General features: G+C 43.7%; 20 protein-coding genes, 2 tRNA genes and 1 riboswitch. Of the genes, 8 read left to right on the top strand and 14 right to left on the bottom strand.

Translation table 11 applies throughout. The features are described 5' to 3' along the window. Window positions 1-24 precede the first annotated feature (24 nt). Complete coding sequence (locus tag NAF19_RS09845; protein WP_252789874.1) at window positions 25-2,682, bottom strand: valine--tRNA ligase; 2,658 nt, start codon at window positions 2,680-2,682, stop codon at window positions 25-27. Window positions 2,683-3,044: 362 nt separating this feature from the next. On the opposite strand from NAF19_RS09845, the gene NAF19_RS09840 reads away from it, so the two are divergent. Both NAF19_RS09840 and NAF19_RS09835 read left to right on the top strand, forming a co-directional pair. Continuing rightward, window positions 3,045-3,206 (top strand): hypothetical protein, encoded by a 162-nt coding sequence (locus NAF19_RS09840; RefSeq protein WP_252789873.1) that lies wholly within the window; start codon window positions 3,045-3,047, stop codon window positions 3,204-3,206. Further along, window positions 3,184-3,285, top strand: a complete 102-nt coding sequence (locus NAF19_RS09835; protein ID WP_370362866.1) for a hypothetical protein — start codon at window positions 3,184-3,186, stop codon at window positions 3,283-3,285. The genes NAF19_RS09840 and NAF19_RS09835 overlap by 23 nt, the downstream gene beginning before the upstream one ends. 274 nt (window positions 3,286-3,559) lie before the next feature. Here NAF19_RS09835 and metF read toward each other — a convergent pair whose 3' ends face one another. The 6 genes from metF to murQ form a co-directional block, all read right to left on the bottom strand. Then, the gene (gene metF, locus NAF19_RS09830) at window positions 3,560-4,516 is read right to left on the bottom strand and encodes a methylenetetrahydrofolate reductase [NAD(P)H] (protein ID WP_252789872.1); all 957 of its coding nucleotides are present in this window, start codon (window positions 4,514-4,516) and stop codon (window positions 3,560-3,562) included. A 130-nt stretch (window positions 4,517-4,646) separates the two neighbouring features. Next, window positions 4,647-8,366, bottom strand: a complete 3,720-nt coding sequence (metH, locus tag NAF19_RS09825; RefSeq protein ID WP_252789871.1) for a methionine synthase — start codon at window positions 8,364-8,366, stop codon at window positions 4,647-4,649. Window positions 8,367-8,504: 138 nt separating this feature from the next. Next, window positions 8,505-8,612, bottom strand: a riboswitch (SAM riboswitch). Window positions 8,613-8,804: 192 nt separating this feature from the next. Further along, window positions 8,805-9,416 carry a murein L,D-transpeptidase catalytic domain-containing protein gene (locus tag NAF19_RS09820; RefSeq protein ID WP_252789870.1) on the bottom strand — a complete coding sequence of 204 codons (612 nt, stop codon included), beginning with the start codon at window positions 9,414-9,416 and terminating at the stop codon, window positions 8,805-8,807. 28 nt (window positions 9,417-9,444) lie between these two features. Then, a complete protein-coding gene (locus NAF19_RS09815; protein WP_252789869.1) occupies window positions 9,445-10,176 on the bottom strand; it encodes a Bax inhibitor-1/YccA family protein in 732 nt (243 codons plus the stop codon). A 148-nt stretch (window positions 10,177-10,324) separates the two neighbouring features. Then, window positions 10,325-10,891 carry a hypothetical protein gene (locus NAF19_RS09810; protein ID WP_252789868.1) on the bottom strand — a complete coding sequence of 189 codons (567 nt, stop codon included), beginning with the start codon at window positions 10,889-10,891 and terminating at the stop codon, window positions 10,325-10,327. 112 nt (window positions 10,892-11,003) lie between these two features. Continuing rightward, window positions 11,004-11,810, bottom strand: a complete 807-nt coding sequence (murQ, locus tag NAF19_RS09805) for an N-acetylmuramic acid 6-phosphate etherase (protein WP_252789867.1) — start codon at window positions 11,808-11,810, stop codon at window positions 11,004-11,006. Between the two features lie 216 nt (window positions 11,811-12,026). On the opposite strand from murQ, the gene NAF19_RS09800 reads away from it, so the two are divergent. After that, window positions 12,027-13,622: a S41 family peptidase gene (locus NAF19_RS09800; RefSeq protein WP_252789866.1), complete on the top strand. Its 1,596-nt coding sequence runs from the start codon at window positions 12,027-12,029 to the stop codon at window positions 13,620-13,622. A 187-nt stretch (window positions 13,623-13,809) separates the two neighbouring features. Here the strand turns inward: NAF19_RS09800 and NAF19_RS09795 are convergent, their stop codons facing one another. The 3 genes from NAF19_RS09795 to era form a co-directional block, all read right to left on the bottom strand. Then, a complete protein-coding gene (locus NAF19_RS09795) occupies window positions 13,810-16,569 on the bottom strand; it encodes a PAS domain S-box protein (protein WP_252789865.1) in 2,760 nt (919 codons plus the stop codon). A gap of 396 nt (window positions 16,570-16,965) precedes the next feature. After that, the gene (der, locus tag NAF19_RS09790) at window positions 16,966-18,267 is read right to left on the bottom strand and encodes a ribosome biogenesis GTPase Der (RefSeq protein ID WP_252789864.1); all 1,302 of its coding nucleotides are present in this window, start codon (window positions 18,265-18,267) and stop codon (window positions 16,966-16,968) included. A gap of 187 nt (window positions 18,268-18,454) precedes the next feature. Further along, window positions 18,455-19,330, bottom strand: coding sequence for a GTPase Era (era, locus tag NAF19_RS09785; protein ID WP_252789863.1), 876 nt, complete (start codon window positions 19,328-19,330; stop codon window positions 18,455-18,457). Between the two features lie 145 nt (window positions 19,331-19,475). Here era and NAF19_RS09780 point away from each other — a divergent pair. The 3 genes from NAF19_RS09780 to map all read left to right on the top strand — a co-directional run bounded on the left by NAF19_RS09780 (window position 19,476) and on the right by map (window position 20,754). After that, window positions 19,476-19,552, top strand: a tRNA-Met gene (locus NAF19_RS09780). Window positions 19,553-19,686: 134 nt separating this feature from the next. Then, window positions 19,687-19,759 (top strand) — tRNA-Met (locus NAF19_RS09775). A 233-nt stretch (window positions 19,760-19,992) separates the two neighbouring features. Then, the gene (map, locus tag NAF19_RS09770; RefSeq protein WP_252789862.1) at window positions 19,993-20,754 is read left to right on the top strand and encodes a type I methionyl aminopeptidase; all 762 of its coding nucleotides are present in this window, start codon (window positions 19,993-19,995) and stop codon (window positions 20,752-20,754) included. 198 nt (window positions 20,755-20,952) lie between these two features. On the opposite strand, the gene NAF19_RS09765 is transcribed toward map, so the two are convergent. Continuing rightward, the gene (locus tag NAF19_RS09765; protein WP_252789861.1) at window positions 20,953-21,249 is read right to left on the bottom strand and encodes a hypothetical protein; all 297 of its coding nucleotides are present in this window, start codon (window positions 21,247-21,249) and stop codon (window positions 20,953-20,955) included. A 461-nt stretch (window positions 21,250-21,710) separates the two neighbouring features. Between NAF19_RS09765 and NAF19_RS09760 the strand changes: the two genes are divergently transcribed. Then, window positions 21,711-22,814 carry a 3-oxoacyl-ACP synthase III family protein gene (locus NAF19_RS09760; protein ID WP_252789860.1) on the top strand — a complete coding sequence of 368 codons (1,104 nt, stop codon included), beginning with the start codon at window positions 21,711-21,713 and terminating at the stop codon, window positions 22,812-22,814. An 80-nt stretch (window positions 22,815-22,894) separates the two neighbouring features. Here the strand turns inward: NAF19_RS09760 and NAF19_RS09755 are convergent, their stop codons facing one another. Continuing rightward, window positions 22,895-23,782 (bottom strand): dienelactone hydrolase family protein, encoded by an 888-nt coding sequence (locus tag NAF19_RS09755; RefSeq protein WP_252789859.1) that lies wholly within the window; start codon window positions 23,780-23,782, stop codon window positions 22,895-22,897. 351 nt (window positions 23,783-24,133) lie between these two features. On the opposite strand from NAF19_RS09755, the gene NAF19_RS09750 reads away from it, so the two are divergent. Continuing rightward, a complete protein-coding gene (locus tag NAF19_RS09750; RefSeq protein WP_252789858.1) occupies window positions 24,134-24,508 on the top strand; it encodes a cupin domain-containing protein in 375 nt (124 codons plus the stop codon). A gap of 363 nt (window positions 24,509-24,871) precedes the next feature. Here the strand turns inward: NAF19_RS09750 and NAF19_RS09745 are convergent, their stop codons facing one another. Further along, window positions 24,872-25,159, bottom strand: coding sequence for a hypothetical protein (locus NAF19_RS09745; protein ID WP_252789857.1), 288 nt, complete (start codon window positions 25,157-25,159; stop codon window positions 24,872-24,874). A gap of 63 nt (window positions 25,160-25,222) precedes the next feature. Continuing rightward, a complete protein-coding gene (locus NAF19_RS09740; protein WP_252789856.1) occupies window positions 25,223-25,660 on the bottom strand; it encodes an Hsp20/alpha crystallin family protein in 438 nt (145 codons plus the stop codon). Window positions 25,661-25,733 lie beyond the last annotated feature (73 nt).

Here is a 25,733-nt window from a genome sequence, read left to right as displayed (position 1 = left end):
AATTTATCGCAAACAGATATGCAATTAGCAAGCCAAAGCCGTCATGCCTTCTTCAATTATATTCAACTTGGCTTCCGCATCGGCCTTTTTCTTTAGCTCAACCTCAATAATTTCGGGTTTTGCATTAGCCATAAAGCGCTCATTACCTAACTTTGAGTTAACCGCCTTTAAAAATCCAGTCAAATAATCCTTCTCTTTTTGCAGTCTTGCGCACTCTTCAACAGGGTCAATTTTCTCCTCCAAAGGCACATAAAACTCATCGGTTGAGACCATAAAGCCCGCAGCCTGTGCCAGCTTGTCGGTAACGAAATCAAGCGCGCTGGTGTTGGCGAGTTTAGTTATAATTAATTCATAAACTTTATAATCAACCTGCGAGTTTGCTTTAACCGAAAGACCCAATTTTTCTTTTGGTGATATTTGTTTTGCATTACGAATGTTGCGTACCTGCGTTATAATTTGTTTCACAATTTCCACCTCATCAAGCAGCCGGGTATTTATTTGCCCACCTTTCGGTAATTGGGCAACTATGCAACAATCAAATTCAGATCTCGCCCCAAACAGCTCGTCATGCCACAGCTCTTCGGTAATAAATGGCATAAACGGATGCAGTATTTTCAGGATATTCTCAAAGAAACGAACCGTAGCCGAATAGGTTTTACTATCAATAGCTTGTTTTTCAACATCTTGCTGGTAAGCCGGCTTCACCATCTCCAGGTACCAGGCACAGAAGTCGTCCCATACCAGTTTATAGGTACTCATTAAAGCCTCAGAAAGGCGGAACTGCGTAAAGTTGCCTTCAATCTCTGTTAAAGCCTGGTTGAAACGGCTTTCAAACCATTCAATGGCAACGGCATTCGGGCTTTCAAGCTTTTCGTCAACCTCCCAGCCTTTAACCAGTTTAAATGCGTTCCATATTTTGTTGGCGAAATTCCGTCCTTGCTCGCAGTAACTTTCATCAAACATCAAATCGTTACCTGCGGGCGAACAAAGCAGCATCCCTACCCTAACACCGTCAGCGCCAAATTTTTCTATCAATGCCAACGGGTCCGGCGAGTTGCCTAATGATTTCGACATTTTGCGACCCAGCTTATCCCTTACTATCCCCGTCAAGTAAACGTTTTTAAACGGCGCCTCGCCCCTAAACTCATGCCCGGCCATAATCATCCTGGCTACCCAGAAGAACAGTATCTCTGGCGCAGTAACCAAATCGTTAGTAGGGTAATAATAGTTGATATCGGCATTGTTCGGGTCCTTAAAACCATCAAATACCGATATCGGCCACAGCCAGGCCGAAAACCACGTATCGACTACATCCTCCTCCTGCACCAATTCATCTATGCTAATTCCGTGACTCTTGGTTTTTGCTTCCTCAAATGCTTCTTCCTTGCTTTTGGCAATTACAAATTGGCCGTTTGGTAGGTACCAGGCAGGTATTCGCTGTCCCCACCAAAGCTGGCGGCTTATACACCAATCCTTCACGTTTTCCATCCAGTAACGGTAGGTATTGGTAAACTTGTCAGGTATTAGCTTTATTTCGCCTTTCAGCACATAGTCCAAAGCAGGCTGCGCCATTTCGGTCATTTTGCAAAACCATTGCATAGATAGCTTTGGCTCAATAACCGCATCCGTACGTTCCGAAAATCCAATCTGCGATTTGTAGTCTTCAATCTTATCTAAATAACCATCAGCTTCAAGCAGGACAGCTATTTTTTTACGCGCCGCGAAACGGTCTTCACCAACCAGTATTTGCGCCTTTTCGTTCAGCGTACCGTCGTCATTTAAAATATCAATAACTGGCAGGTTATGCTTTTGGCCCAACTCGTAGTCATTCAGATCATGCGCCGGGGTTACCTTTAAACAGCCGGTACCAAAATCCATGGTAACGTACTCGTCCAGTATAACAGGAATTTCCCTGTTAATAAGCGGTATCAATACTTTCTTTCCGTGCAAATGCGTGTAGCGCTCATCATTAGGGTTGATACAGATAGCGGCATCAGCCATAATGGTTTCAGGACGAGTTGTAGCTATTGTTAAGTAATCCTGACTCAAGGCTTCAGACTCAGAACTTACGACTTTATACCGTATATAATAAAGTTTCTGATTAACTTCTTTACGTATAACCTCTTCATCACTTACCGCAGTTTTGCCCTGCGGGTCCCAGTTTACCATACGAACTCCGCGGTAAATTAGGCCCTTTTTATACAGATGGATAAAGGTGTCTATAACCGCAGCAGAAAGATCGTCCTCAAGGGTAAAGCGGGTGCGGTCCCAATCGCATGATGCACCGAGTTTTTTTAGCTGATCGAGGATGATGCCGCCGTATTTTTCTTTCCATTCCCAGGCATAAGCCAAAAACTCCTCGCGGGTAAGGTCTTTTTTGCTGATGCCGCGCTCTTTAAGCATAGCAACAACTTTTGCTTCGGTAGCAATGCTGGCATGGTCGGTGCCGGGCACCCAGCAGGCGTTTTTGCCTTTCATACGCGCGCGGCGAACCAGTACATCCTGTATGGTATTATTCAACATATGCCCCATGTGCAGCACACCTGTTACATTTGGCGGAGGGATTACAACAGTATAAGGTTCGCGTTCATCAGGCACCGATTTAAAAAAATCGTGCTTTAACCAGTAGCTGTACCATTTTTCTTCAGTCTCTTGCGGCAGGTATGTTTTAGAAATACTCATAGGGTGCAAATTTAAAAAAGAAAGTCCATAGTCGATAGACCATAGACCATAGTTTTTACCGGAAAGTATATCAAAGCGCCGTAAAGTAGCGCTACCGTCATTCCATACGCTTCGATGGTCTATGGACTATGGTCCATGGACTTCTTCCCGCCTGCCACAATATTTTTACAATTAAAAAGTTTAATCTATAAACAACGCGAAATGTTCGCTAAAACACTGCATTTACACCGTTTTTTATTGGAAATACTCAAAAGAGCGCGATCATCTTTTTTGATAAAATGGTTTAATAAGTAACCATCCCCCCCTGCCGGCTTGCAGCCTTGCTTCGTAATTTATTAACTTTAGTTTTTCCGTAGCTGATTATGAAACAAAACATAAAACACTTTATGCTGGCGGGTTTGTTATGCCTTTCGGCCAGCGCTTTTGCCCAGGTGCACACAAAAAACAAGGACAACCCGAAAACGCCGGATTTGACCTTAAATCTCAGAGCAATACCGCACGATGGCGCCTTTAACAAATATTGACGCCTGGTACAAAGCATTTAATATAAAGCCTGGCGATAAGCTGTATAAAAAACCTGAGGACAGGACGAAGGTGTGGTAGATTAGTCCATAGACGACGGACCATGGTGAAGAAAAATATCAATTAACCGGCTGTGTCTTTGCAGCCGGCTTTTTTTACGCGCAGTCTTTTCCAGTGCAGCATTTTCCGCTCGTCATTGCGAGGAACGAAGCAACCTCTACACAGGACATTCAGGAACCGGAATGTTTATGAATACCAAAATGCGGCTGACAGGTCGCCATAAATTTTTTACTTCTTAATTAGCACGCGTAGAGGTTGCTTCGTTCCTCGCAATGACGATAGTAGTAAGTGCGCCCTAAAATATCGCTTCCGCAATCTTCCTGGTAGGCCCGGCGTTGCTCATGGTGTAGAAGTGCAGCACAGGTACTCCGAACGCCATCAGCTCTTTACATTGGTTTATCATCCATTCAATACCCGCTTCTTTTACATCTTTTTCGTTTTTGCAACCGGTTATTAAATCGCACAAATCCTCGGGCATATCAATGTGGAATGTTTTGGAAAGATTAACCAGTTGCTTTGATGTTGTAATTGGTTTCAGCCCGGGAATGATAGGAACATTTATTCCGTTTGCGCGGCAGTTATTCACGAAATCAAAGTATTTCTGGTTGTCGAAAAACATTTGGGTAACTATAAACCCGGCGCCCATATCAACTTTTTGTTTCAGGTATTTAAAATCCGATTTAAGGTTTGGCGCCTCAAAGTGTTTTTCGGGATAGCCGGCAACACCGACGCAAAAATCTGATTTAAGGTTCTCGCCCAGGTTTTCGTGCAGGTAAATGCCGTTATTCATATTTACAACCTGTTGCAGCAAATCGGTAGCGTAACAGTGCCCGTTGGGAGTTGGCACAAATGATGCGTCGGCTATACGGGCATCACCACGCAACACCAACACGTTTTCGATACCCAAAAACTGCAGGTCGACAAGGCCGTTCTCGGTTTCGTCTTTAGTAAAGCCGCCACACAGCAAATGCGGAACGGTATCAACCTTATACTTGTTCATTATAGCTGCACAAATTGCAATGGTGCCGGGGCGTTTTCGATAGCTCAGCTTCTCCAGCAAACCATTATCGTGCTGTTTATAAATAAAGTCCTCACGCAACGATGTAACATCAATAAATGGCGGCTTAAACTCCATCAACGGATCTATCGCATTGTACAAACCTTGTATGCTGTGCCCCTTTAGCGGTGGAATAAGTTCGAACGAGAATAGTGTTTTTCCGTTTGCGTTTTTAATATGGTCAACAATCTTCATTAGTATGATTCAGATATGGTATTTTTTCTATCTTGTCATTGCGAGGTACTAAGCAATCGCGAACTGTGCAAGGCGGACATGCATAGCTACGAGATTACTTAGTACCTCGCAATGACAAAGTTTTATATTTTTAATAGTTGAGGTTTGGACCCAACCACCTCTCAGTGGTTTCCAAATCCATGCCTTTTCGTTTTGCGTAATCTTCAACCTGGTCTTTGCCAATCTTTCCCAAACCAAAATACCGGGCCTGTGGATGTGCGAAGTAAAACCCGCTTACTGAAGCGGCCGGTGTCATAGCCAGGCTTTCGGTAAGGTGCATGTGGGCATTGTCTTCAGCTTTCAGCAATTCAAACAGCGTTGTTTTTTCGGTATGATCCGGACAGGCAGGATAACCCGGCGCCGGGCGAATACCCTGGTATTCTTCTTTGATCAGGTCATCAGTGCTTAACTGCTCGCCTGTGGAGTAACCCCAGTATTGTTTACGAACCAGTTCATGCATTTTTTCAGCAAAGGCTTCCGCCAATCGGTCGGCAAGGGCTTTGGCCATTATGCTGTTGTAGTCGTCATGGTCGCGTTCAAATTCGGCTACCAGTTCATCGCAGCCCAAGCCCGCTGTTACTGCAAAACCTCCAAAGTAATCGGGCACGCCGCTTTCTTTTGTGGCGATAAAATCCGACAGTGCATAGTATGGTTCACCCTTAACTTTCTCTGCCTGTTGGCGCAAGGTGTGAATGGTTTTAAGCACGGTTTTACGGCTTTCGTCGGTGTACAGCTCAATATCATCACCAACGCTGTTAGCCGGCCAAAAACCGATTACGCCGTTGGCCTGGAGCAATTTTTCATCCACTATCTTTTTCAATAACACCTGCGCATCGTCGAAAAGCTTTTTGGCTTCGTCGCCCACAAATTTATCGGCAAATATTTTCGGGTAACTGCCGCGCAATTCCCAGGTATGGAAAAATGGTGTCCAGTCGATGTATGGCAGCAGATCTTCCAGCGGAAAGTTTTCTAATACTTTAGTGCCGGTAAAAGTTGGTTTTTGCGCCACATCACCATCCAGGCTAATCTGGAACCCACCCTTACGTGCCTCCTCTATAGTTACGAAACGTTTATCCGAACGCTTGTTTAAATGCGCCTCGCGTGCTTTTTCATACTCATCTTTTATTCCCTGTATGTAGCCCTCGCGATTTTCCCTGTTCATCAAACTGCTGCAAACAGTTACGCTACGCGATGCATCCAGTACGTGGATTGCCGCCCCGGAATAATTCGGCGCCACTTTTACTGCTGCATGTATACGCGAGGTAGTTGCCCCGCCAATTATCAATGGGATCGTAAAACCTTCGCGCTCCATCTCTTTGGCAAAGTGCACCATTTCATCCAGTGATGGTGTTATCAACCCACTAAGGCCGATAATATCTACATTTTGTTTTTTTGCCTCTTCTATAATGCGTTGGGCGGGCACCATCACCCCAAGGTCAATCACCTCGAAGTTATTGCAGGCCAGCACCACACCTACAATATTTTTACCAATATCGTGCACATCGCCTTTTACGGTAGCCATCAACACCTTGCCGGCGTTGGCCCTGCTCCCGCTGCTGTCTTCGCCGGCATCAATAACCCGCTGCTTTTCCAGCTCGATAAACGGCAACAAATAAGCCACAGCCTTTTTCATTACACGGGCTGATTTCACCACCTGCGGCAAAAACATTTTACCAGCACCAAATAGGTCGCCTACTATATTCATACCGTCCATCAGCGGGCCTTCAATAACTTCCAGCGGTTTGGCATATGCCTGGCGCGCTTCTTCCACGTCGTCGTCGAGGTATTCAATTATACCTTTAACCAGGGCGTGCGATAAGCGTTCCTGCACCGTTCCTTTGCGCCACTGCTCATCGCGCTCAATAACTTTGCCCTTTGTTTTTATGGTATCGGCAAACTCAACCAAGCGTTCGGTAGCATCCGTGCGGCGGTTTAACAATACGTCTTCAACCAGCTCCAGCAAATCTTTCGGTATCTCCTGGTAAACTTCAAGCATCCCGGCGTTTACGATACCCATATCCATCCCTGCCTTTATGGCGTGGTACAGGAAAGCCGAGTGCATAGCCTCACGTACCGTATTATTACCGCGGAACGAGAACGAAATATTACTTACCCCACCACTTACTTTAGCATAAGGCAGGTTTTGCTTTATCCAGCGGGTAGCTTCAATAAAATCAACTGCATAGTTATTATGTTCTTCCAGCCCGGTAGCAACCGTTAAAATGTTTGGGTCGAAAATGATATCCTGCGGCGGGAAACCTACTTCATTCACCAATATATCGTACGAGCGTTTACAAATTTCAATGCGGCGCTGTAACGAGTCGGCCTGGCCGGTTTCATCAAAAGCCATTACAACTGTGGCCGCGCCGTAGCTTAGTATTTTGCGGGCCTGCTCTTTAAATTTATCCTCGCCTTCTTTCAGCGATATCGAGTTTACGATACCTTTACCCTGGATGCATTTCAAACCAGCCTCAATAACCGTCCATTTGGATGAGTCAATCATTATCGGCAGTTTGGCAATATCTGGCTCGGATGCCACCAGGTTTAAAAATTTCACCATCACAGCTTCCGAGTCAATCATGCCCTCGTCCATGTTAATGTCGATAACCTGGGCGCCGCCTTCCACCTGCTGGCGGGCAACGGTTAAGGCAGCTTCATAATCTTCGGCCAAAATCAGCTTCGAAAACTTTGGCGAACCTGTAATGTTGGTACGCTCACCTACGTTTACAAAATTAGTTTCAGGCGTAATAGTAACTGCTTCCAGTCCGCTCAACCTCATGAAAGGTTCTATCTCGGGTATCCTGCGTGGCGGATATTTAGCAGCTTTTTCAGCAATACATTTAATATGCTCCGGCGTAGTGCCGCAACAGCCGCCAACTATATTAACCAGCCCGTTTTTTATAAAATCATCAACCTGGTGCGCTGTTTCGTGCGCAGTTTCGTCATATTGACCAAACTCATTTGGCAACCCAGCATTTGGATAAGCCGAAATATAAACATTAGCTTTTTCAGATAATTCTTCAATATGCGGGCGCATTTCTTTTGCACCCAAAGCACAGTTCAAGCCAACAGATAACAAATTAGCATGACTCACCGAATCCCAGAAAGCTTCAACGGTTTGGCCCGACAGGGTACGTCCTGATGCATCGGTAATTGTACCCGAAATCATGATGGCACCTAAGCCACGGAAAGGTACAAAATCTTTGCCGGCAGCCTTACATTCGTTCCGGTAACGGTCAATTGCAAACAAAGCTGCTTTCGCATTCAATGTGTCGAATATGGTTTCAACAATCAGCAAGTCCGAACCACCGTCAACCAAACCCCTCACCTGCTCATAATAAGCTTCGGCAAGATCGTCGAAAGTAACGGCGCGGTAACCCGGGTCGTTTACATCAGGTGATAAAGAAGCAGTACGGTTTGTGGGCCCGATAGCGCCGGCAACAAAACGTGGTTTGTTGGGTGTTTTTTTATTGTATTCGTCAGCAACCTCGCGGGCAATGCGGGCACCCTCGTAGCTTAGCTCGTAAGCTAGCTCTTCCATATGGTAGTCGGCCAGCGATATACGTTGTGTACTGAAGGTATTGGTCTCGATAATATCTGCACCCGCATCCAAATATTCGGCATGAATGGCTTTGATAATATCCGGGCGTGTTATGTTCAGCAGGTCGTTGTTGCCCTGCAAATCCGATTGGTGATTACGGAACCTTTCCCCACGAAAATCAGCCTCCTTCAACTGGTAGCGCTGTATCATCGTCCCCATTGCCCCGTCAATAACCAGGATGCGTTTCTCTAATTCTTTTCTAATATCCATTTTGTTCAGTTGGCAGTTGCCAGTTTGCAGTTACCAGTTCGCAGTTTGCGACTATAACATCACAGTTAGTTAACTGCAAACTGGCAACTGCAAACTGTAAAAAGCTTATCTCGAAAAGTCGGGTGTTAGTTTGACTTTCGCTTATCTTTCCCGGGGCCGTTTGGCTGCCGGGTAGAATGTAGCACCTTGTAAGTACAGGTTGCTAAGACATCGCAGGGTCTGTCCCTCCGTCTTTCTCCATAAGCATCACAAAGATGCGTATTAATGAAATAAGTTGCAATAGGTTTTAGTTGTCATAGGATAAGAAAAGAACGAGAGCAAAGAGTCAAGAATCAAGAGCCAAGACAGAAAAATCCGCATTCCACCTTTAGGTTTTGGTTTGGTTCTTGACTCTTGTTTTTTGCGCTTCTTGACTCTTGGTTCTTGACTCTTGGCTCTTCAGCAGTATATCCACATCAGCCAATGCTTTTTCTGTTTACACAATAGCCCGTCTACAATTTTCATGGTATTGTTTGAAATCGCAGGGCAGCCCCAGCCTTCGGGCGTACCGAACGGGTAAACATCATTTTCGGCTACTTCTTCCCAGGAATGGAACACGATTTGCCTTACCAACGCATTGCTGTTGGTATTTTCCAATCCATCTAAATAATATTTTACATGAACACCCCAGGCGCTATAAGCACGGTTGTTTATTTTGTATTTGACCAGCGGCGTGCAATGGCTGCCATCCGCATTGCTAAACTCTGGCTTATCTTTTGACCACATGCCCGACCATGGCATTTTGCCGCAGCCGTGGCTTACCAGGCCCGAAAGCAGGATGTTATTTTTGCCAAAATTCCACACCACAAAACGCCTGACCCCCGAGGGCAGGTTCATATCAATTAAAATACAATATTTGGTATCAAAGCCTTTTTGGCGGCAAAATGCCAGCGCTTGTTTGGCCTTTTCGCGGGTGCGGGCGGTATCGATGTGCGGCGCTGCTGCCTGCACGCTTACCATCAATAAAAACGCCGGTAAAAAGGTTAATAAAAATTTATTAAGTCTCCTCACCGGCTTTTTATAAAAGTACTTATGCTGATTACCTTCTTCTGCCGAAAATACGCAGTAAGAAAAGGAACAGGTTAATAAAATCAAGATACAGCGTTAAGCCACCCATCAACGCCATCTTCGATGCTGTAGCATCGCCATAAGTTAAGCCGGCGCCAATTTGTTTTAGCTTTTGCACATCGTATGCTGTTAAGCCTACAAATACAGCAACACCGATGTAGCTGATTAACATGTTTAACCCAGTGCTGTGTATAAACATATTTACTAACGATGCCACAATAATACCTATGAGGAACATGATTAAAATAGAACCAAATTTGGTAAGGTCTGTTTTAGTTGTGTAACCGGCAATTGCCATTATACCAAATACTACCGACGACGTCAAAAACACGCCTAAAACAGAAGAATCTGTGTATACTTTAAGTATAATGCTAAAGCTAATACCAGTTACGGCAGCGTAGGCTACAAAAATAAGTGCCAGTACACCGTATGATAAACGGTTTAGTCCGAAGCGCATTACCAAAACGAAAATAAGCGGTGATATCATTGCCAGCAGGCCGATACCTGTTATGCTATTTGTTGTTGGATCCTGAATTATCGACCGCAAACCTTGGTCGGCATTAAATAAATAGGCGATTCCGGCAGAAACACCTAATGCCACAAACATCCACATAAATACGCTCGCTAAGAACTTACGTGAGGCATCAGTATCATTAATTTGTATTACGTTGTTGAAATCGTAATTAGGGTTGTTAATTTCCATTTTTTGTTTTAAAGATTTATTGTTCAAATGTAATTAGTAGTTATGAGATTTGAGACAAGAGATGCGAGATTTTTAATTTCGGTTTCACACCCGATAGCTCATAATTTCAAATACTAACGTCAATATATCAATTCTCGTACCCCAATGCTCAATTCAGCCTTTTTGTCAGTTGTTCCTCAACCTTTTTAAACACCTGCAAAGGCTTTAAAGTCCGCCAGTTCAAGTCGTCGAGCACGCCGCCGAAGTTGATATAGTAGTCAATATTGTTCCGTTTAAACTCGTCAATTACATGGTCCCTGAAATTGATTCCGGCTATCCAGCCATCCTCCACATCCTGGAACCATTCCTCATAATAACAATCATCCGAAGAATGGAAATTGAGTACATTCTCCCCGATCAAAATAAAATGATTGATGCCGTTATCGATCATCAGCTCCAAAATCTCGCGCTTCAATAACATAATGTCGTTGTTGATAGCATCATTCCACTCACCGATAAACTCAATTATCGAGTAGCCACGCTCATAGTCAGCAAACAACACCTTCATATACAAGGTATTTGAGCCAAATGAATCCCACTGCGGGTGCAGCAAGTAATTGTAAACCTGTTTATCAAACTCGAACTCACTATACTCCGTAGCATAAAACGGCGAATACTCATCCTCCGCTGCTACATAATCATCGCGCCATTTATAATATGGTTCTATCTCGTGCATTTTTGCCCCTTTGCCCCTCTAAATCTCCCCTAAAGGGGAGACTTTTAATTTTATATTTTAATTTATTCATCCGCACATCTGCATATCCGCACATCATTTCCACATCTGCACATTATTTCCCCAGGCTATCCACCGCTTTCCTTACGCTTCCGTATTTGGCAAGTAAATCTGCGGCGGTTTGTTCGTCCAAGCCGGTTTCGGCCATTACCATGCGTGTACCGCGGTCTACCAACTTATTGTTTGTCAAAGCCATATCAACCATTTTATTGCCTTTAACGCGCCCGAGTTGTATCATTACGCTGGTGCTCAGCATATTTAAAACCAGCTTTTGCGCAGTACCGGCCTTCATCCGGGTTGAGCCCGTTAAAAACTCGGGGCCGGTAACCACTTCAACCGGGTATTTGGCCACGGCTGCCACCGGGCTGCCGGTATTACAAACAATGCAGCCGGTAACAATGTCGTGTTCGTTGGCAGCTTTTAAACCGCCAATAACATAAGGCGTAGTGCCTGATGCCGCTATGCCCACCACCACATCGTTTTCAGTAATATCAAAGGCTTTAAGGTCGAGCCACGCTTGTTCGGTATCGTCTTCAGCAAACTCAACCGCTTTGCGTATAGCACCATCGCCGCCGGCAATAATACCAACCACCCAATCAAACGGTACGCCGAATGTAGGCGGGCATTCCGAAGCATCAACCACTCCAAGCCTGCCGCTGGTACCTGCACCAATATAGAACAGCCTCCCCCCCTCCTTCATCCTGGCCGCTGTAATTATCGACAGCGCCTCTATTTGCGGCAGCGCTTTTGCCACCGCCAGTGGCACCGTTTGATCCTCACGATTGATACTCTCAAGAATCTGCAACACCGGCATTTGTTCCAGGTTGTTGTAATGCGAATCCTTTTCGGTGGTTCTTTCCATGGGACAAAATTGAGGAAAAAGATTTGAAAAAAAGTTGGAAAAGTCCGGAAAGTCGGAAAAGTCCGGAAGACACTGCGGTGCCGGGTCAACGTTTAACAATTCCCTGACAAGTACCTAACTTCTGCACTTTATATCTTTTTTGTCTTTCCCGACTTTTCAGACTTCGGACTTTATTGACTTTCCGGACTTTTATTTAACTTTGTGATTAATAAGACAATGAAACGAGCTGCAGGAATAATTTTCAGGACGATGGTATTGGTGTTGCTGGGAATAGCTATAGGGTTGTTTATCAGTAACCACAGCCTTATGAACCAAAGCCTGGGCTTCTCCATGCAGGACGGCGATAAGATATCAAAGGTACTAAACCTGGTAAAAGATAGTTACGTCGACTCTGTAAATGTCGATAGTATTGAGGGTGCAACTGTAAACAACCTTCTTCAAAACCTCGACCCGCACTCGCTTTACCTGCCCGAACAACGCGCGACTTCGCTAAATGAAGGTTTGGCCGGTGGCTTTACCGGTATCGGCCTTGAATACCAGTTATTGCGCGATACCCTGGTTATTACTCAAATTTACACCGGCGGGCCTGCGGCAAATGCCGGACTGATTACCGGCGACAGGATTTTAGAGGTAAATAACAAAAAGTTTTCGGGTACACATCTTACCACAAAATCGGTTAATAAAGCTTTGCGCGGCGACGATAAGTCGGCGATATTGGTTACAGTTGTGCCGCCAAACTCACTCATAAAAAAACAATACACACTAAAACGCGGGCATGTTAATACCAGCAGTCTTGATGCTGCATACATGGCTGCGCCCGGCGTTGGTTACATAAAAATCAGCAAGTTTGCGTTGACTACCGATGCCGATTTTAGGGATGCCATAGGCAAGTTAAAGGCAAAAGGTCTGCAAAAGCTGGTGCTGGATTTAAGGCAGAACGGCGGCGGCTACCTGAACGCAGCTACCGCCCTGGCCGATGAATTTTTAACCAAAGGCAAACTGATTGTTTATACCCAGGGCATACACGAAGACCGTCGCGATTATTTTGCAACAGATTCCGGCACTTTCCAGCAAGGCAAGCTGGCTGTAATTATTGATGAATATTCGGCATCCGCAAGCGAGATACTGGCCGGCGCATTGCAGGACCTGGATAGGGCTACCATTGTCGGCCGACGTTCGTTTGGTAAAGGACTTGTTCAACAGCAGTTTTCGTTTGACGATGGTTCGGCTGTTAATTTAACTATTGCCAGGTATTACACACCTTCGGGGCGCTCAATCCAAAAATCGTATAAGGGCGGTGTAGATAGTTATCATAATGAAATTGCCGAACGGATGCGCAAAGGCGAATTATTTTCGGCGCAAAGCAATTTGGATGACAGCATTTTTAAACGCCCGTCGACCTACCATACCGCAAACGGCCGCAAAGTATTCAGCGGAGGCGGCATAATGCCCGATGTTTTTGTACCAGCCGACACAACCGGGAACACCTATCTGGTGCAGACGCTGGGCGACCAGCAACTTTTTTCGGCATATGTAATTGATAAGCTGCAGCCCAAACTAAGCCAGTTTGCATCGGCAGAAGATTTTATAAAGCAATATAATATGAGCGATAGCGAGCTCAATAACTTTATATTGTATGTTTCAAAAACCATCAAAGAGATTGACTCGCGCGAACTGGCGCAATCAAAATCGACCATTAAAACCCTGGTAAAAGCCAATGCCGCCCGTTTTAAATGGGGTGATAATGCCTACTTCGAGGCTATAAACAGCGACGATATTACGCTTGTAAAGGCTGTTGAGGCGGTAAAATAAACACGATTTAGGGATTATAGATTTACAGGATTAGTTTGTTTTTAGCATCCTGTAAATCATTAAAATTTTTGCATCGTGTTAACTTCGAGGCTATAAACAGCGACGATGTTACTTATAAAGGCTATTGATGCGGTAAAATAAACACGATTTAGGGATTGAATAGATTTACAGGATTAGTTTGTTTTACTTAAATGTCATGAACCGACGCGTCTTCGGCCATGTCAATAATCACTTTGTCCAGTCTCTCCAACTCCGCCTGGATGTACTGAAGTATTTCATCGTCCGATGGGTTGTCGCCTAACATTGCAGCTAAACCTTTTAAATTAGCCAGGGGGCTCCGTATCAGGTGCGATTGCTTCCAAGCCATATCCTTTATACTGGTTATATGATCCTGGATCCGTTGGTAAGCTGCTTTCAGGTTATCTTCTGAATTTTTCCTTTCAGTTATATCCGATAATGCCAGCATTAAGCCAAATATTTCATTTTTATCGTTAGTTATAGGGAACAGCCTGGTATAGAACCAAAGTACCGACCCATCGGGTTGCGGATAGTTAATTTCATAACTTAAATTTCGGCCTTTCAACACTTCTTTGGCATAATTTATGAATTGCGGAAATCTTTCCGTTGGGAAATAATCAGCAAGCTGATCACCTTTCGCGGGGCTATGGTTATATTGGCTATTTACAAATTTAACAGCCATTTGGTTAAAAGCCATCACGCTAAGATTCTCGTCCAACAACGCGTAAGCGGTATCGGTAGTGTCCATAATAGTTTTAAGGTTAGCTTCTGATTTTTTGAGCAGTTCTTCAGCTTTTAACCGTTCAGTAACGTCGGTAGTTAACGACAGCCTCAACGCCCTCCCTTCGAACACGATATCATGTGATATTAGCTGAACAAAAAATATGGTCCCATCTTTTTTTACTTGCTTTATTATACCCATATCTGTTGAATCAACCATTTCCTTCTGAAAAATCTGTAGTTGTTCATCAAGTTCATCCGGCGGGCGCAATTCTTTAACGCTCATATTGAGCAATTCATCTTTTGTGTAGCCGTAAAGATTTATGGCAGTTTCATTAACAGCTATAATGGAAAGATCATCTTTTGCAATCATCCACAGAGGCGAGGGATTACTTTCAAAAATAAGCTTATACTTTTGCTCAGACGATCGTAGCTCTTCTTCGGCAATAAGTTTTTCGCTAACATCATTTGTTAATACCAGCCTTACCGCCCGGCCTTCAAATATCATATCGCTTACAACTACATTTACAAAAATTAGCGTACCGTCTTTTTTCACATGCCTTACTATCCCCCTGTCAGTAGGTTCGCTAACATCTGTTTGAAAATTCAGCCGCTGTTGCTCCAAATCTTCTTTAAGCCTGACCACGGTGGCGCTCGAATGTAAAAGCTCATCCCTGGTATACCCGTACAAATTGGCTGCAGCTTCATTAACTGCAATTATCGACAGGTCATCTTTTGCTACCATAGTAAGTGGTGAGGGGTTCCGCTCAAACAGCAGTTTATACTTTTGCTCTGATGACCTTAGCTCATCCTCGGCTTTAATACGCGACGAAATATCAATACCCGTTCCCAACAAACAGAGCTGATTTTCGTACATTACAGGGCTGCCGGTTAATAAAAACGGGATATTGGCGCCATCCTTAGTTTTTGCCTGGGCCTCAACAGTTGCATACCCTTCGGAAAACGTTTTTTTAATAGCATCATCAACTTTTATAAGATCTTCCTTAATAATCAGGTCTTTAGTAGTGAGTTTTAGTATTTCGTCTTTGCTATAGCCGATAATTGTTTCAAAATTTTTATTCCATCGCAAGTATTCTTCCTTCTCGTTTATCAGGTAGAATACTCCCGGCAGACTGTTAATAATTGTTTCTGAAAGGGCTTTTTCCCTTAAAATAAGTTCTTCAGCTTTTTTCCGGTCGGTAATATCACGGGCAATCACTAATGTTCTGTTATCAGCAAACATCGTTACCTTAATTTCGACGTCTATTATTTCCCCGTCCTTGCGCGCAAGTCGCCGTTCCCTGGTTAAAGATTTGTCAGGGTGGTGACCGCCATGAATAACCGGGTCGGTTTTTAATTGCTCAGTGTCTACAATGCCCTCCACATTTAGTCGCAATAGTTCTTCTTTTGAATACCCTATCATTCTGCACATGCTACCGTTTACGTCAACAAAATTCCCCTTGCCATCCACCAAGTAAATCGCATCAGAAGCATTTTCAAGCAACGAACGGTATTTCCGCTCGCTTTGTTTAATAACGTTGCTACTTTTTAAAATATCGTTAATTAGATGTTTTACATTTTTAATTATGTAGAAGGAGAGCGATAGGGCAATAACTAAAGACAATAATATTAAAAGGAAAAATTTTTGAGGCGCCCGCTGGTATATTTGGTTGTTATCATCAAATATTTTCTTCCCTACCTGCACCTGCAATTCCATTAACTGGTTTATTTTTAGTGCAAATGGCGGGGATTGCGAAGAAAATTCTTCTTTTATTAACTTATCAAGAGCCAGGGTATCCTGTTTGGTCAAAATAGATTCAAGTGTTTTGTACACCTCGTCGGTCCGGCTTTTAATTACGTCTGCATTTTTTACCAAAAGTTTTTCCTCTGGCGTAAGATAGGTGAGCTTGTAATTGTGCCAATTGGCATCCATAATCCTTTTGGCTTTTTCAACCCGTTGTTTTGCTTCACTAAACGAAATTACATGGTTTTTAACATTTCCGGGCACAGGAAGAATTTCTTCAATATACTCAAAACGTACATTAGATAGTTGCTGGATACATAACACTCGGTCGGCGTACAACGCCCGGGTGTTTTCGTTCATTTTTTTCAGCTCGATGATACCATAGTAGCCCAGCCCCACTAAGCTGGCGGCTGTAATAAATATCAACATGTATAACTTAGATGAAGCGCTGAACTTATTTAACATCGTATTTTATTGAATGGCTACATAAATAATTTTCATTTGTTGTTTAGGTTCGCTGATGCCTTATTGATGGGTTTATTAGGGTTATCCCAACTTTAATTCAACTGGAACACAACTAAAAAATGCACCAGTTAAATCAGCTTTATAAAGCTATGATAAAAAAACAATAAAATTGCCAGTGGCTTTTACTCGGAGTTAATTTACGTCTTAAAACAATTTAAAAGGAAATGGACGCAGCAAATGGGATTGATGGCGAATGTTTTGAAGCAGCCGAGGGTATAGAGTGAGGCCCGAGAAGGCAGCAATGGGTTAAAATAAATGACCTATGGATTTGACGAATACAGGATTGATTTGATACGTCAATCAATCCTGCAAATCGCTATAATCTGTTAATCGTGTCTATTTCTGCCTAAACCATACCTGAACCGGAGCACCGTTAAAATCAAAGTTTTCCCTTAGCTTATTCTCAATAAACCTGTAGTACGGTTCTTTAATATATTGGGGCAGGTTGCAGAAAAACGCAAACATGGGCGATGAGCCCGCTATCTGGGTGATGTATTTTATTTTAACGTATTTGCCTTTTATTGATGGTGGCGGGTAGGCCTCAATTATCGGCAGCATTATTTCGTTTAATTTGGATGTTGGTATTTTCCTGATTTTGTTTTGATACACCAGGTTGGCAGTATCAATTACCTTTAACACCCTTTGTTTTTCGGTAACCGATGTAAATACAATGGGTACGTCGGTAAACGGCGCTATTTTATCACGTATCTGCTCTTCAAAAACTTTAACAGTTTTGTTGTTTTTCTCGATAAGGTCCCACTTGTTTACAACTATTACCACGCCCTTTTTATTCTTTTCGGCAAGGTGGAATATATTGATGTCCTGCGACTCGATGCCTTCAACCGCATCAATCATCAGGATAACTACGTCTGCTTCTTCCAGCGCCTTAATGGTACGCATAACCGAATAAAATTCGATATTCTCCTTCACCTTGGTTTTCTTGCGCATCCCAGCGGTATCAATCAGCATAAAGTCATGCCCGTATTGATTATAATGGATGTGAATGGAGTCGCGGGTAGTGCCAGCGATAGGAGTTACAATGTTCCGGTCCTTCCCTATCAGTGAGTTTATTATCGACGATTTACCAACGTTCGGCCGACCGATAATAGCGTATTTCGGGCGCTCGTTATCTTCCAGTGGCTCATCGTCAAAATGTTTAACAACTTCGTCAAGCAGTTCGCCTGTTCCCGAGCCGGTCATCGACGAAATATTATAAAGCTCCCCTAGTCCGAGGCTGTAAAACTCCATTGAATCAGATAATTGCGAATTATTGTCGAGTTTGTTAACTACCACAAATACCGGCTTTTTGCCCTTGCGCAAAATGCTTGCAATTTCATCGTCCAAATCGGTGATGCCAGTGGTAACGTCAACCATAAACAAAATTACGGTTGCCTCTTCAATGGCAATTATAACCTGCTCGCGGATGGCGGCCTCAAATACATCCGCCGAATTGGCCACATAGCCGCCGGTATCTATAACGGTAAACTGGCGGCCAATCCACTCAGAAACACCGTAGTGCCTGTCGCGGGTTACGCCACTAAAGTCGTCAACAATGGCCTTGCGGGTTTCGGTTAAACGGTTATATAAAGTTGATTTGCCTACGTTGGGCCTGCCCACTATGGCTACTATATTGCTCATTTTGTTTGTTAGATTCGAGAATCAAGAGCCAAGAATCAAGAGAACCGCAATTGCATTATCTTATTCTTTTCTTAATTCTAATATATTAAATTTTTTGCTTTTTAAATTCGGCTCTTATTCCCTAACTCAAAGCTAATCTTGCTGTTTGTCTTAAAATCCTGGTTCTTGACTCTTGATTCTTGACTCTCTATTCGTACCCAAACTTCTTCAGGTAATTCTTCTTGCTACGCCAGTCGGGGATTACTTTTACAAACATCTCCAAAAATATTTTCTTCTGGAAAAATTCTTCCATGTCCCGGCGCGCATAGGTACCTACTATTTTCAGCATGCTGCCGCCCGTACCGATTATTATATTTTTCTGCGAATCGCGCTCTACAATAATCTCGGCGCTTATGCGGTGTAATTTTTCTCCTTCAACAAATGCAGTTACAATAACCTCAGTGCTGTAGGGGATTTCCTTTTTGTACTGCTTTAAAATCTGCGCCCGTATCATTTCCGATGCAAAAAAGCGGTCATTCCTGTCGGTAAGCGCATCTTTTTCGTAATAAGCTGGATGCTCCGGCAGGTTTTCAATCACAAAATTCATTACAGCCAGCACGTTGTAGTCTTTAAGAGCCGATATGGCAAAAACCGCTTTTGGCTTTAGCTTTTCTTCCCAAAATTCAACTTTTGCTTTAACGGTTTCTTCGTCGCTTTGGTCAACCTTGTTAATTAAAACAGCAACCGGGGCTTGTGTGCCCTCCAATTTTTTCAGCACGTCGGTTTCGTCGTACTCTTCGTAAATATCGGTAACCAGCAAAATCAGGTCGGCGTCAACAATCGAGCCGTCAACCTGGTGCATCATGCTTTCGTGCAGTGCATAGTGCGGTTTAATAACACCGGGCGTATCCGAAAATACAATCTGGTAATCTTCCTCGTTAACAATACCCAGTATGCGGTGCCTTGTTGTTTGTGCCTTGGGGGTGATGATAGACATTTTTTCACCAACAAGAGCGTTCATAAGCGTTGATTTGCCCGCGTTGGGCTTACCAATTATACTCACGAAACCTGCCTTATGCGCCATAAAAAAATAATTAAAATATTATTTGGACTGCAAAGAAACGAATTATATCTTTGCAGTCCAATTAAAACGGAGTGCAAAATGCATTTTTAGCTAATTGGAAGCAACTTTCCGAAGTTATGATCGGATCGCAACATATAAAAAACAGTGCGGGATGGAGCAGTTGGTAGCTCGTCGGGCTCATAACCCGAAGGTCGTAGGTTCGAGTCCTGCTCCCGCTACCCAGAAAAAATGAAGCCTTTAGTTCGCTAAAGGCTTTTTTAATCTAAATGCAAACAAAGAAGGCCTGATAAACCTTCTACTTATACAAAAACTTATCCTTTCTGCAGTAATGAGGCAGATCGTAACCATAAAAATAGTGCGGGATGGAGCAGTTGGTAGCTCGTCGGGCTCATAACCCGAAGGTCGTAGGTTCGAGTCCTGCTCCCGCTACCTTTTAAAAGTCTTTAGTCGCAAGTCTAAAGACTTTTTTCGTTTACTTGAAAATAATAAAAGGCCCTGGATCGGAAATTTGAGGCTTTTTAGTTTTCTGACTGAATTGCTTTTATGAGGCATAGTTACACCGTTACAGGAATCGAATAGTACACTGCTTTGACCTACAGTTAATGAAGTTTAACTATTTTTGAATGCCCGGATCAAATGACCTGGCCAATAATACGTATAAAATGTCTATTACAACGAGCGAAGAGTTAACAGGAATGAAAGCGGTAAGCGAACTTGTTGCGCTTACATTGCGGCAAATGATCGATCATGCAAAGCCGGGTATGACGGCTAAAGATCTGGATGATTTTGGCGGTTTAATACTGGAAAAACATGGGGCGAGTTCCGCTCCCTTAAAAACATACAATTTTCCGGGCAATACTTGTATTAGCATCAATCAACAGATTGCCCATGGTATACCGAAAGCTGAAACAATATTAAAAGAAGGCGACCTGGTTAACATCGATGTCTCGGCTGAACTAAACGGTTACTGGGCCGACAATGGCTGTTCTTTTGTCCTTGGTGGAGATATACATGGCCATCAAGCCCTTGTTAATGCTTCAAAAGAAATATTGCGGAAAGCGATTAGCCATATCAAAGGCGGTGTACGCGTGGCCGACATTGGCCTGATCATAGAAACTGAGGCGAAAAAGCGTGGATTTAAAGTAATAAAAAATTTAACAGGGCATGGCGTTGGCCGGAGCTTACATGAGGAACCCCACGAAATTGCTAATTATCGCGATCGTTTCAACCTTCAGCGCTTCAAAAAAAACTCTGTGGTAGCCGTGGAGACGTTTATCTCAACTGCATCTACCATTGCAGAGACTCAGTCAGATGGATGGACGCTTGTGGGGGACAAGGGTGGCTATGTAGCACAGCACGAGCACACTATCTTAATCACAGGTGGCGAACCGGTTATCCTAACCGAAAATAACGGCGTTTGGTAATAAAGGCTCATTATGAATGGCTTTGGGTTGTTTAGATATAAAGGTTTTCCGCAAAAATCACCGGCATTTCACCGCTTGAGTACAGGAGCAAATACAATAAAAACGCGGTGCAATAAAGCACATTCCTTTACAATATCGGCTTGATTGGCAAGCCTGCATGGATCGGAATAAAAGATACCCAAACTCCACGCCCACTATTTAGTATACGCCCATTTCGTTTGTAAAAATCCCTTCAGCAATCAAAACTCCCCGCTCGCCATTACCGGTATCAATTGTGTGTACATACTTATAGCTCCCGCTTAGCTGGTCGTAACCCTGGTCAATGATGTTTATGTTCACATCGGTAACTTTAAAATCGGTATTGTTTTGCAGGCACAGCAAATGCTGGTTGCCCGATAGCAGGAAATCATAGTCATATCCTTTGCTGTGCAGCTCAATAACTCTTTTGGTTAGCAAGCTATTTAGTTTTCGGGTGTTTTTGTCAAGGCTGTTCATCGTAATCATCGTTAATTATTCTGTGCTTGTTAAGCGATTTTCGATCTACATCACATAAACACCATACCAGCGATACAACTACCTAATATACAATTATTTACGACAACAACAAATAAAATATTTTTTCGATAATTCGTGAATTAACAAAATATAATACGAAATGTCGCTGAATGCAAAATCTAACATAACTTCTGACAACCGTCAATATTTACTGTGATCAAAAGCACTAAATCGTCGCCTAATTCATCGTAAATTTGCCTGATCTGACAAGTGTAAAACCACCAGGTTTTTAAACTCAGGGGCCTGTTACAGCCATATTATGCTGATAATGGAAAAAAGAAGCCGGGAGTTCAGATTATTTTATAACTTAAAGCCATCCATTTCTGCAGCACCGGCCCCCTTTTCCAGGCCGGCTAAAAGAACCGGGTGACCATATTATAGACCATCAAGTGCAGCCATATATGTCGATGCTTAAAACCCAGACCTACAGCGTTATTGCCGGAAGCGGCAGCTATCTGCCAACCCGCGTTATCAGCAATACCGACTTTTTAAACAACACTTTTTACGACGAAACCGGCAATCAGCTTGGGCGACCGACTGAAGAAATTGTCCGCGGGTTCAGTGATATTACGGGCATTTATGAACGACGCTACGTTACCGATGACCTGGTAGCTTCGGATATTGCCTACTTTGCTGCAGCAGATGCCATACGCGACGCAGGGACAGATCCGGAGCAATTGGACTACATCATTTTCGCCCACAATTTCGGCGATATCCGGGCAGATAATGCACGAAGTGAATTTGTCCCTACCCTGGCTTCACGTGTAAAATACCGACTGGGAATTAAAAACCCCGCAACCGTTTGCTACGATCTGCCCTTCGGCTGCGCGGGCTGGTTGCAGGGGGTTATTCAGGCAGATCTGTATATCCGTTCAGGCCAGGCGAAAAAAGTCCTGATCGTCGGCGGTGAGACCCTTTCGCGCATTTCAGATCCGCACGACCGGGATAGCATGCTTTATGCCGATGGCGCCGGGGCTATAGTCCTCGAAGCCCGGGAGAGTGATACGCCGGTTGGCATCCTTTCTACCAACTGCCATACTTACACGGCCGAACAAGCCTATGTGTTAAGAATGGGGAAATCCAACTATCCTGATCACCCCCAGCCCGACCGTTTGTTTTTGAAGATGCAGGGCCGTGTGCTTTATGAGCATGCGCTTAAAGTGGTGCCCCTGGTGACCAAAGAAAGTATGGACAAAGCCGGCCTCGACATAAAAGATATGGATATGCTGCTGATACACCAGGCCAACAAAAAAATGGACGAGGCAATGATGAGGCGTTTATATGAAGCCTTTGGCGCGCCCCAGCCAACCAAAAATGTAATGCCGCTTACTGTTTCGTGGCTGGGCAACAGTTCTGTCGCCACTTTGCCAACCCTTTATAACCTGGTAGAAAAAGGCGAAATGCCAGGATACAGTTTCCATCCGGGTAATAACCTTGTGTTTGCTTCGGTAGGCGCTGGTGTAAATGTGAATGCACTGGTATATCGTATACCGGGCGAGAAATAGGTAATCTGAAAGCATACAAAATTAAAGCCTCAAACGATTTGAGGCTTTTTATATTAAACCGCGTGTATAACGTAGGCACGCTATTTCAAATTCTCCTTAAAAAAACCAATCGTCCGGCTCCATGCCAATTCTGCCGCGGCTTTGTCATAACGGGGAGTAGTATCGTTATGAAAGCCGTGGTTTACGTTGTCGTAAATAAAGGCCTGGTATTTTTTACCATTTGCTTTTAAAGCAGCCTCGTAGGCAGGCCAGCCGCCGGTAATACGGGTATCGAGCGATGCATAATGCAGCATCAGGGGCGCTTTAATTTTTGGCACATCCTCCGCCGCAGGCTGACTGCCATAAAAAGGCACAGCTGCCGCAAGATCAGGTGCGCGAACCGCCATCATATTGGCTATGCCGCCGCCAAAACAGAACCCCACCACCCCTACTTTGCCATTACAATCCTTATGACTTTTGAGGTATTCAAATGCGGCCATAAAGTCTTCCTGCATTTCTTTGGGGTCGCGTTTGCTTTGCATCTCACGGCCGGCGTCGTCAGTACCCGGGTAGCCACCCAGCGGCGTAAGGGCATCCGGCGCGAGCGAGATAAAACCTGCCAGTGCAGCTCTGCGGCCCACATCTTCAATATAAGGGTTTAAGCCCCGGTTTTCGTGCACTACAATAATGCCGCCAAGCTTACCTTTGGCATCCTTCGGTTTGGATAGCAAACCTTTGATATTCCCACCGCCTTTTGGCGAAGGATAAGTGATATATCCCGAATCCAGGCGCGGGTCATCAGCCTTTATCTGTATATTATTTTTATAGTCGGGCATCAGGAAACTCATTATAGCGGGCACGGTTAAGCCGCCAACCGCATATAACGATAGTTTTTGCACAAAGTCGCGCCGGTCGAGCCGGCTGTGGGCGTAATCATCATACAGGTCGAACACTTCCTGTTTGATGTCTTCTTTTTTTATCTGGCTCATGGTGGATGGTTTTATTCAAATATAAATGATTTAGGGGAAATGATTGGTGAGGAACAGTAAAAGTGGTGTTACGTTTATGCCATAATGTTAGTTGTAAAACCACCTGGCATCAACCGGCAATTATATCGAACAAGACAGCAAGGGTACATAGCAGGTTGCACGGTCCAAAGCGTTCCATTTTTACAAGCGGAACACCCGGAACGCTATGAAACATGCTGATTATCAGTACTTTTAATTATTACAAACAATACACATTAACGATTTGGGGCGAAATGGAATATTTATTGGAGAGTTTGCAAGAAAAATATCAAACCCAACGAACGCTGAAAATGCTAAATTTGAAAGAAAAAAATGCAGGAGATAAAGTCGATAAATATTATGGAGAAGTTTTCATTGTTCGACAAGCAATGGACACCCCACATCATTGGTGAACTCAACGGCCAATACGTAAAACTTTGTAAACTTAAGGACGACTTTGTGTGGCACAGCCATGAAAACGAAGACGAACTTTTTATGGTTTTTAAAGGCACACTTTTAATGGATTTTAGGGATGGGCGAACAGTTGAGGTTAAAGAAGGAGAGATTTTGATCGTTCCCAAAGGAGTTGAACACCGCCCGCACACCAATGGCGAAATTGTGTTTAACCTGCTCTTCGAACCTAAAGCCACCCTTCACACTGGCACCGTAGAAAGTGAAATGACAGTAAAAGAGTTGGGCTGGATATGAGTTGGTTTTTATACAGTAAAATATTCACGGTGGTTAATTAACTGGTTGGCACCGGGGTATCCGCATTGTCCGGTTTCTGAGAATTCGGACAATGCGGAAATTCTTTACAGATTATACCAATTGCCTAATAAAAAAATTACCGGAACATCCAGGCGCTTGCTCCATGATTTTTCGGAATGATAAACTTTCAAACTTTAACATTTTTTAACTGCGATGCCTGCTATCCAAGTTCTGCAAAAATCGCAAATAATCGTATTCTAAAACCAAACTCCGTTTAAAACTGCCCTGCCCAGTCGTCATCCCTGTCCTGCTTTAAAAGTATAGACACGAACCAAATTAAAATACCGATGAGCAATATATCTTTCACAGCATTTCCTCCAGTGTTTTTAACCGGAAGATCTCGCAGGCAATTAATTTGCAGTTGGCTCCCAATTCTTCCAGCGAACAGCAAATGGTTTTGATCCTAACGGGCAGTTCATCAATCGTTTCCATCAGGTCGATATGCAGTGGGGCGCTCAGATCCTGGCCGCCTTTAAGGCGGTCAAATAACGCAGCCGATGTTTGGCGGTCATCGCCCAGGAAATATTGCCCGTAGTTCACAAATCCTTGCGTGGTTTTTAAACTCAATAAAATATAAAATTCCGTTTCCATGGCTGTAACAAGCAAAGAGTCCCTGCAAGCAGGAGCCCTCTCAATAAAAAATTACCGGCCTTATTATTTAATCTCGATCTGGCGGCGTACCAATTTGGCTTCTTCGCGTTTCGCAATATCAATTTTTAGCACACCGTCGGCATAACTGGCCTCAATATTGTCGGCATTTGCGCTTTCAGGCAAAGTAAACGAGCGCACCCACGAACTGTAGCTGTATTCGCGTTTGCTGTAATTTTTCTGATCGTTGTTGTCTTCACGGCGCTGCTCTACCGAAATATTCAGAACGTTCCGGTCCAGGCTGAGTTTAAAATCTTCTTTCTTCAAACCGGGTGCGGCCAGCTCTACATGAAAGCTGTTTTCGCTTTCGCTGACATTGGCTGCGGGGACACGCACCACCATCCGGTCATTGAAAAACGTGTCGTTAAAGATAGAGTCAAAAACGTCATTAAAGCCTGGCAATAATGACTGGTTACGATTGTTGTTGAATTTAACTAAGGTCATGGCCTTTTCTCCTTTAAATTTTACTTTAAAAAATGTTTGAACAATAATTAATTAAACTGTGTTAGCAATAACA

This window comes from Mucilaginibacter flavidus, from assembly GCF_024055575.1.
GTDB classification, from domain to species: Bacteria; Bacteroidota; Bacteroidia; order Sphingobacteriales; family Sphingobacteriaceae; genus Mucilaginibacter; species Mucilaginibacter flavidus.
The sequence above is the reverse complement of the archived record's forward strand: the minus strand, read 5'-3'. Positions and strand labels throughout refer to the sequence as shown.

Excerpts from the sequence above, each read along its gene's own strand:
- NAF19_RS09845 (WP_252789874.1), bottom strand. The coding sequence starts at position 2,682 with ATGAGTATTTCTAAAACATACCTGCCGCAAGAGACTGAAGAAAAATGG.
- NAF19_RS09840 (WP_252789873.1), top strand. The coding sequence starts at position 3,045 with ATGAAACAAAACATAAAACACTTTATGCTGGCGGGTTTGTTATGCCTT.
- NAF19_RS09835 (WP_370362866.1), top strand. The coding sequence starts at position 3,184 with ATGGCGCCTTTAACAAATATTGACGCCTGGTACAAAGCATTTAATATA.
- metF (WP_252789872.1), bottom strand. The coding sequence starts at position 4,516 with ATGAAGATTGTTGACCATATTAAAAACGCAAACGGAAAAACACTATTC.
- metH (WP_252789871.1), bottom strand. The coding sequence starts at position 8,366 with ATGGATATTAGAAAAGAATTAGAGAAACGCATCCTGGTTATTGACGGG.
- NAF19_RS09815 (WP_252789869.1), bottom strand. The coding sequence starts at position 10,176 with ATGGAAATTAACAACCCTAATTACGATTTCAACAACGTAATACAAATT.
- NAF19_RS09810 (WP_252789868.1), bottom strand. The coding sequence starts at position 10,891 with ATGCACGAGATAGAACCATATTATAAATGGCGCGATGATTATGTAGCA.
- murQ (WP_252789867.1), bottom strand. The coding sequence starts at position 11,810 with ATGGAAAGAACCACCGAAAAGGATTCGCATTACAACAACCTGGAACAA.
- NAF19_RS09800 (WP_252789866.1), top strand. The coding sequence starts at position 12,027 with ATGAAACGAGCTGCAGGAATAATTTTCAGGACGATGGTATTGGTGTTG.
- NAF19_RS09795 (WP_252789865.1), bottom strand. The coding sequence starts at position 16,569 with ATGTTAAATAAGTTCAGCGCTTCATCTAAGTTATACATGTTGATATTT.
- der (WP_252789864.1), bottom strand. The coding sequence starts at position 18,267 with ATGAGCAATATAGTAGCCATAGTGGGCAGGCCCAACGTAGGCAAATCA.
- era (WP_252789863.1), bottom strand. The coding sequence starts at position 19,330 with ATGGCGCATAAGGCAGGTTTCGTGAGTATAATTGGTAAGCCCAACGCG.
- map (WP_252789862.1), top strand. The coding sequence starts at position 19,993 with ATGTCTATTACAACGAGCGAAGAGTTAACAGGAATGAAAGCGGTAAGC.
- NAF19_RS09765 (WP_252789861.1), bottom strand. The coding sequence starts at position 21,249 with ATGAACAGCCTTGACAAAAACACCCGAAAACTAAATAGCTTGCTAACC.
- NAF19_RS09760 (WP_252789860.1), top strand. The coding sequence starts at position 21,711 with ATGTCGATGCTTAAAACCCAGACCTACAGCGTTATTGCCGGAAGCGGC.
- NAF19_RS09755 (WP_252789859.1), bottom strand. The coding sequence starts at position 23,782 with ATGAGCCAGATAAAAAAAGAAGACATCAAACAGGAAGTGTTCGACCTG.
- NAF19_RS09750 (WP_252789858.1), top strand. The coding sequence starts at position 24,134 with ATGCAGGAGATAAAGTCGATAAATATTATGGAGAAGTTTTCATTGTTC.
- NAF19_RS09745 (WP_252789857.1), bottom strand. The coding sequence starts at position 25,159 with ATGGAAACGGAATTTTATATTTTATTGAGTTTAAAAACCACGCAAGGA.
- NAF19_RS09740 (WP_252789856.1), bottom strand. The coding sequence starts at position 25,660 with ATGACCTTAGTTAAATTCAACAACAATCGTAACCAGTCATTATTGCCA.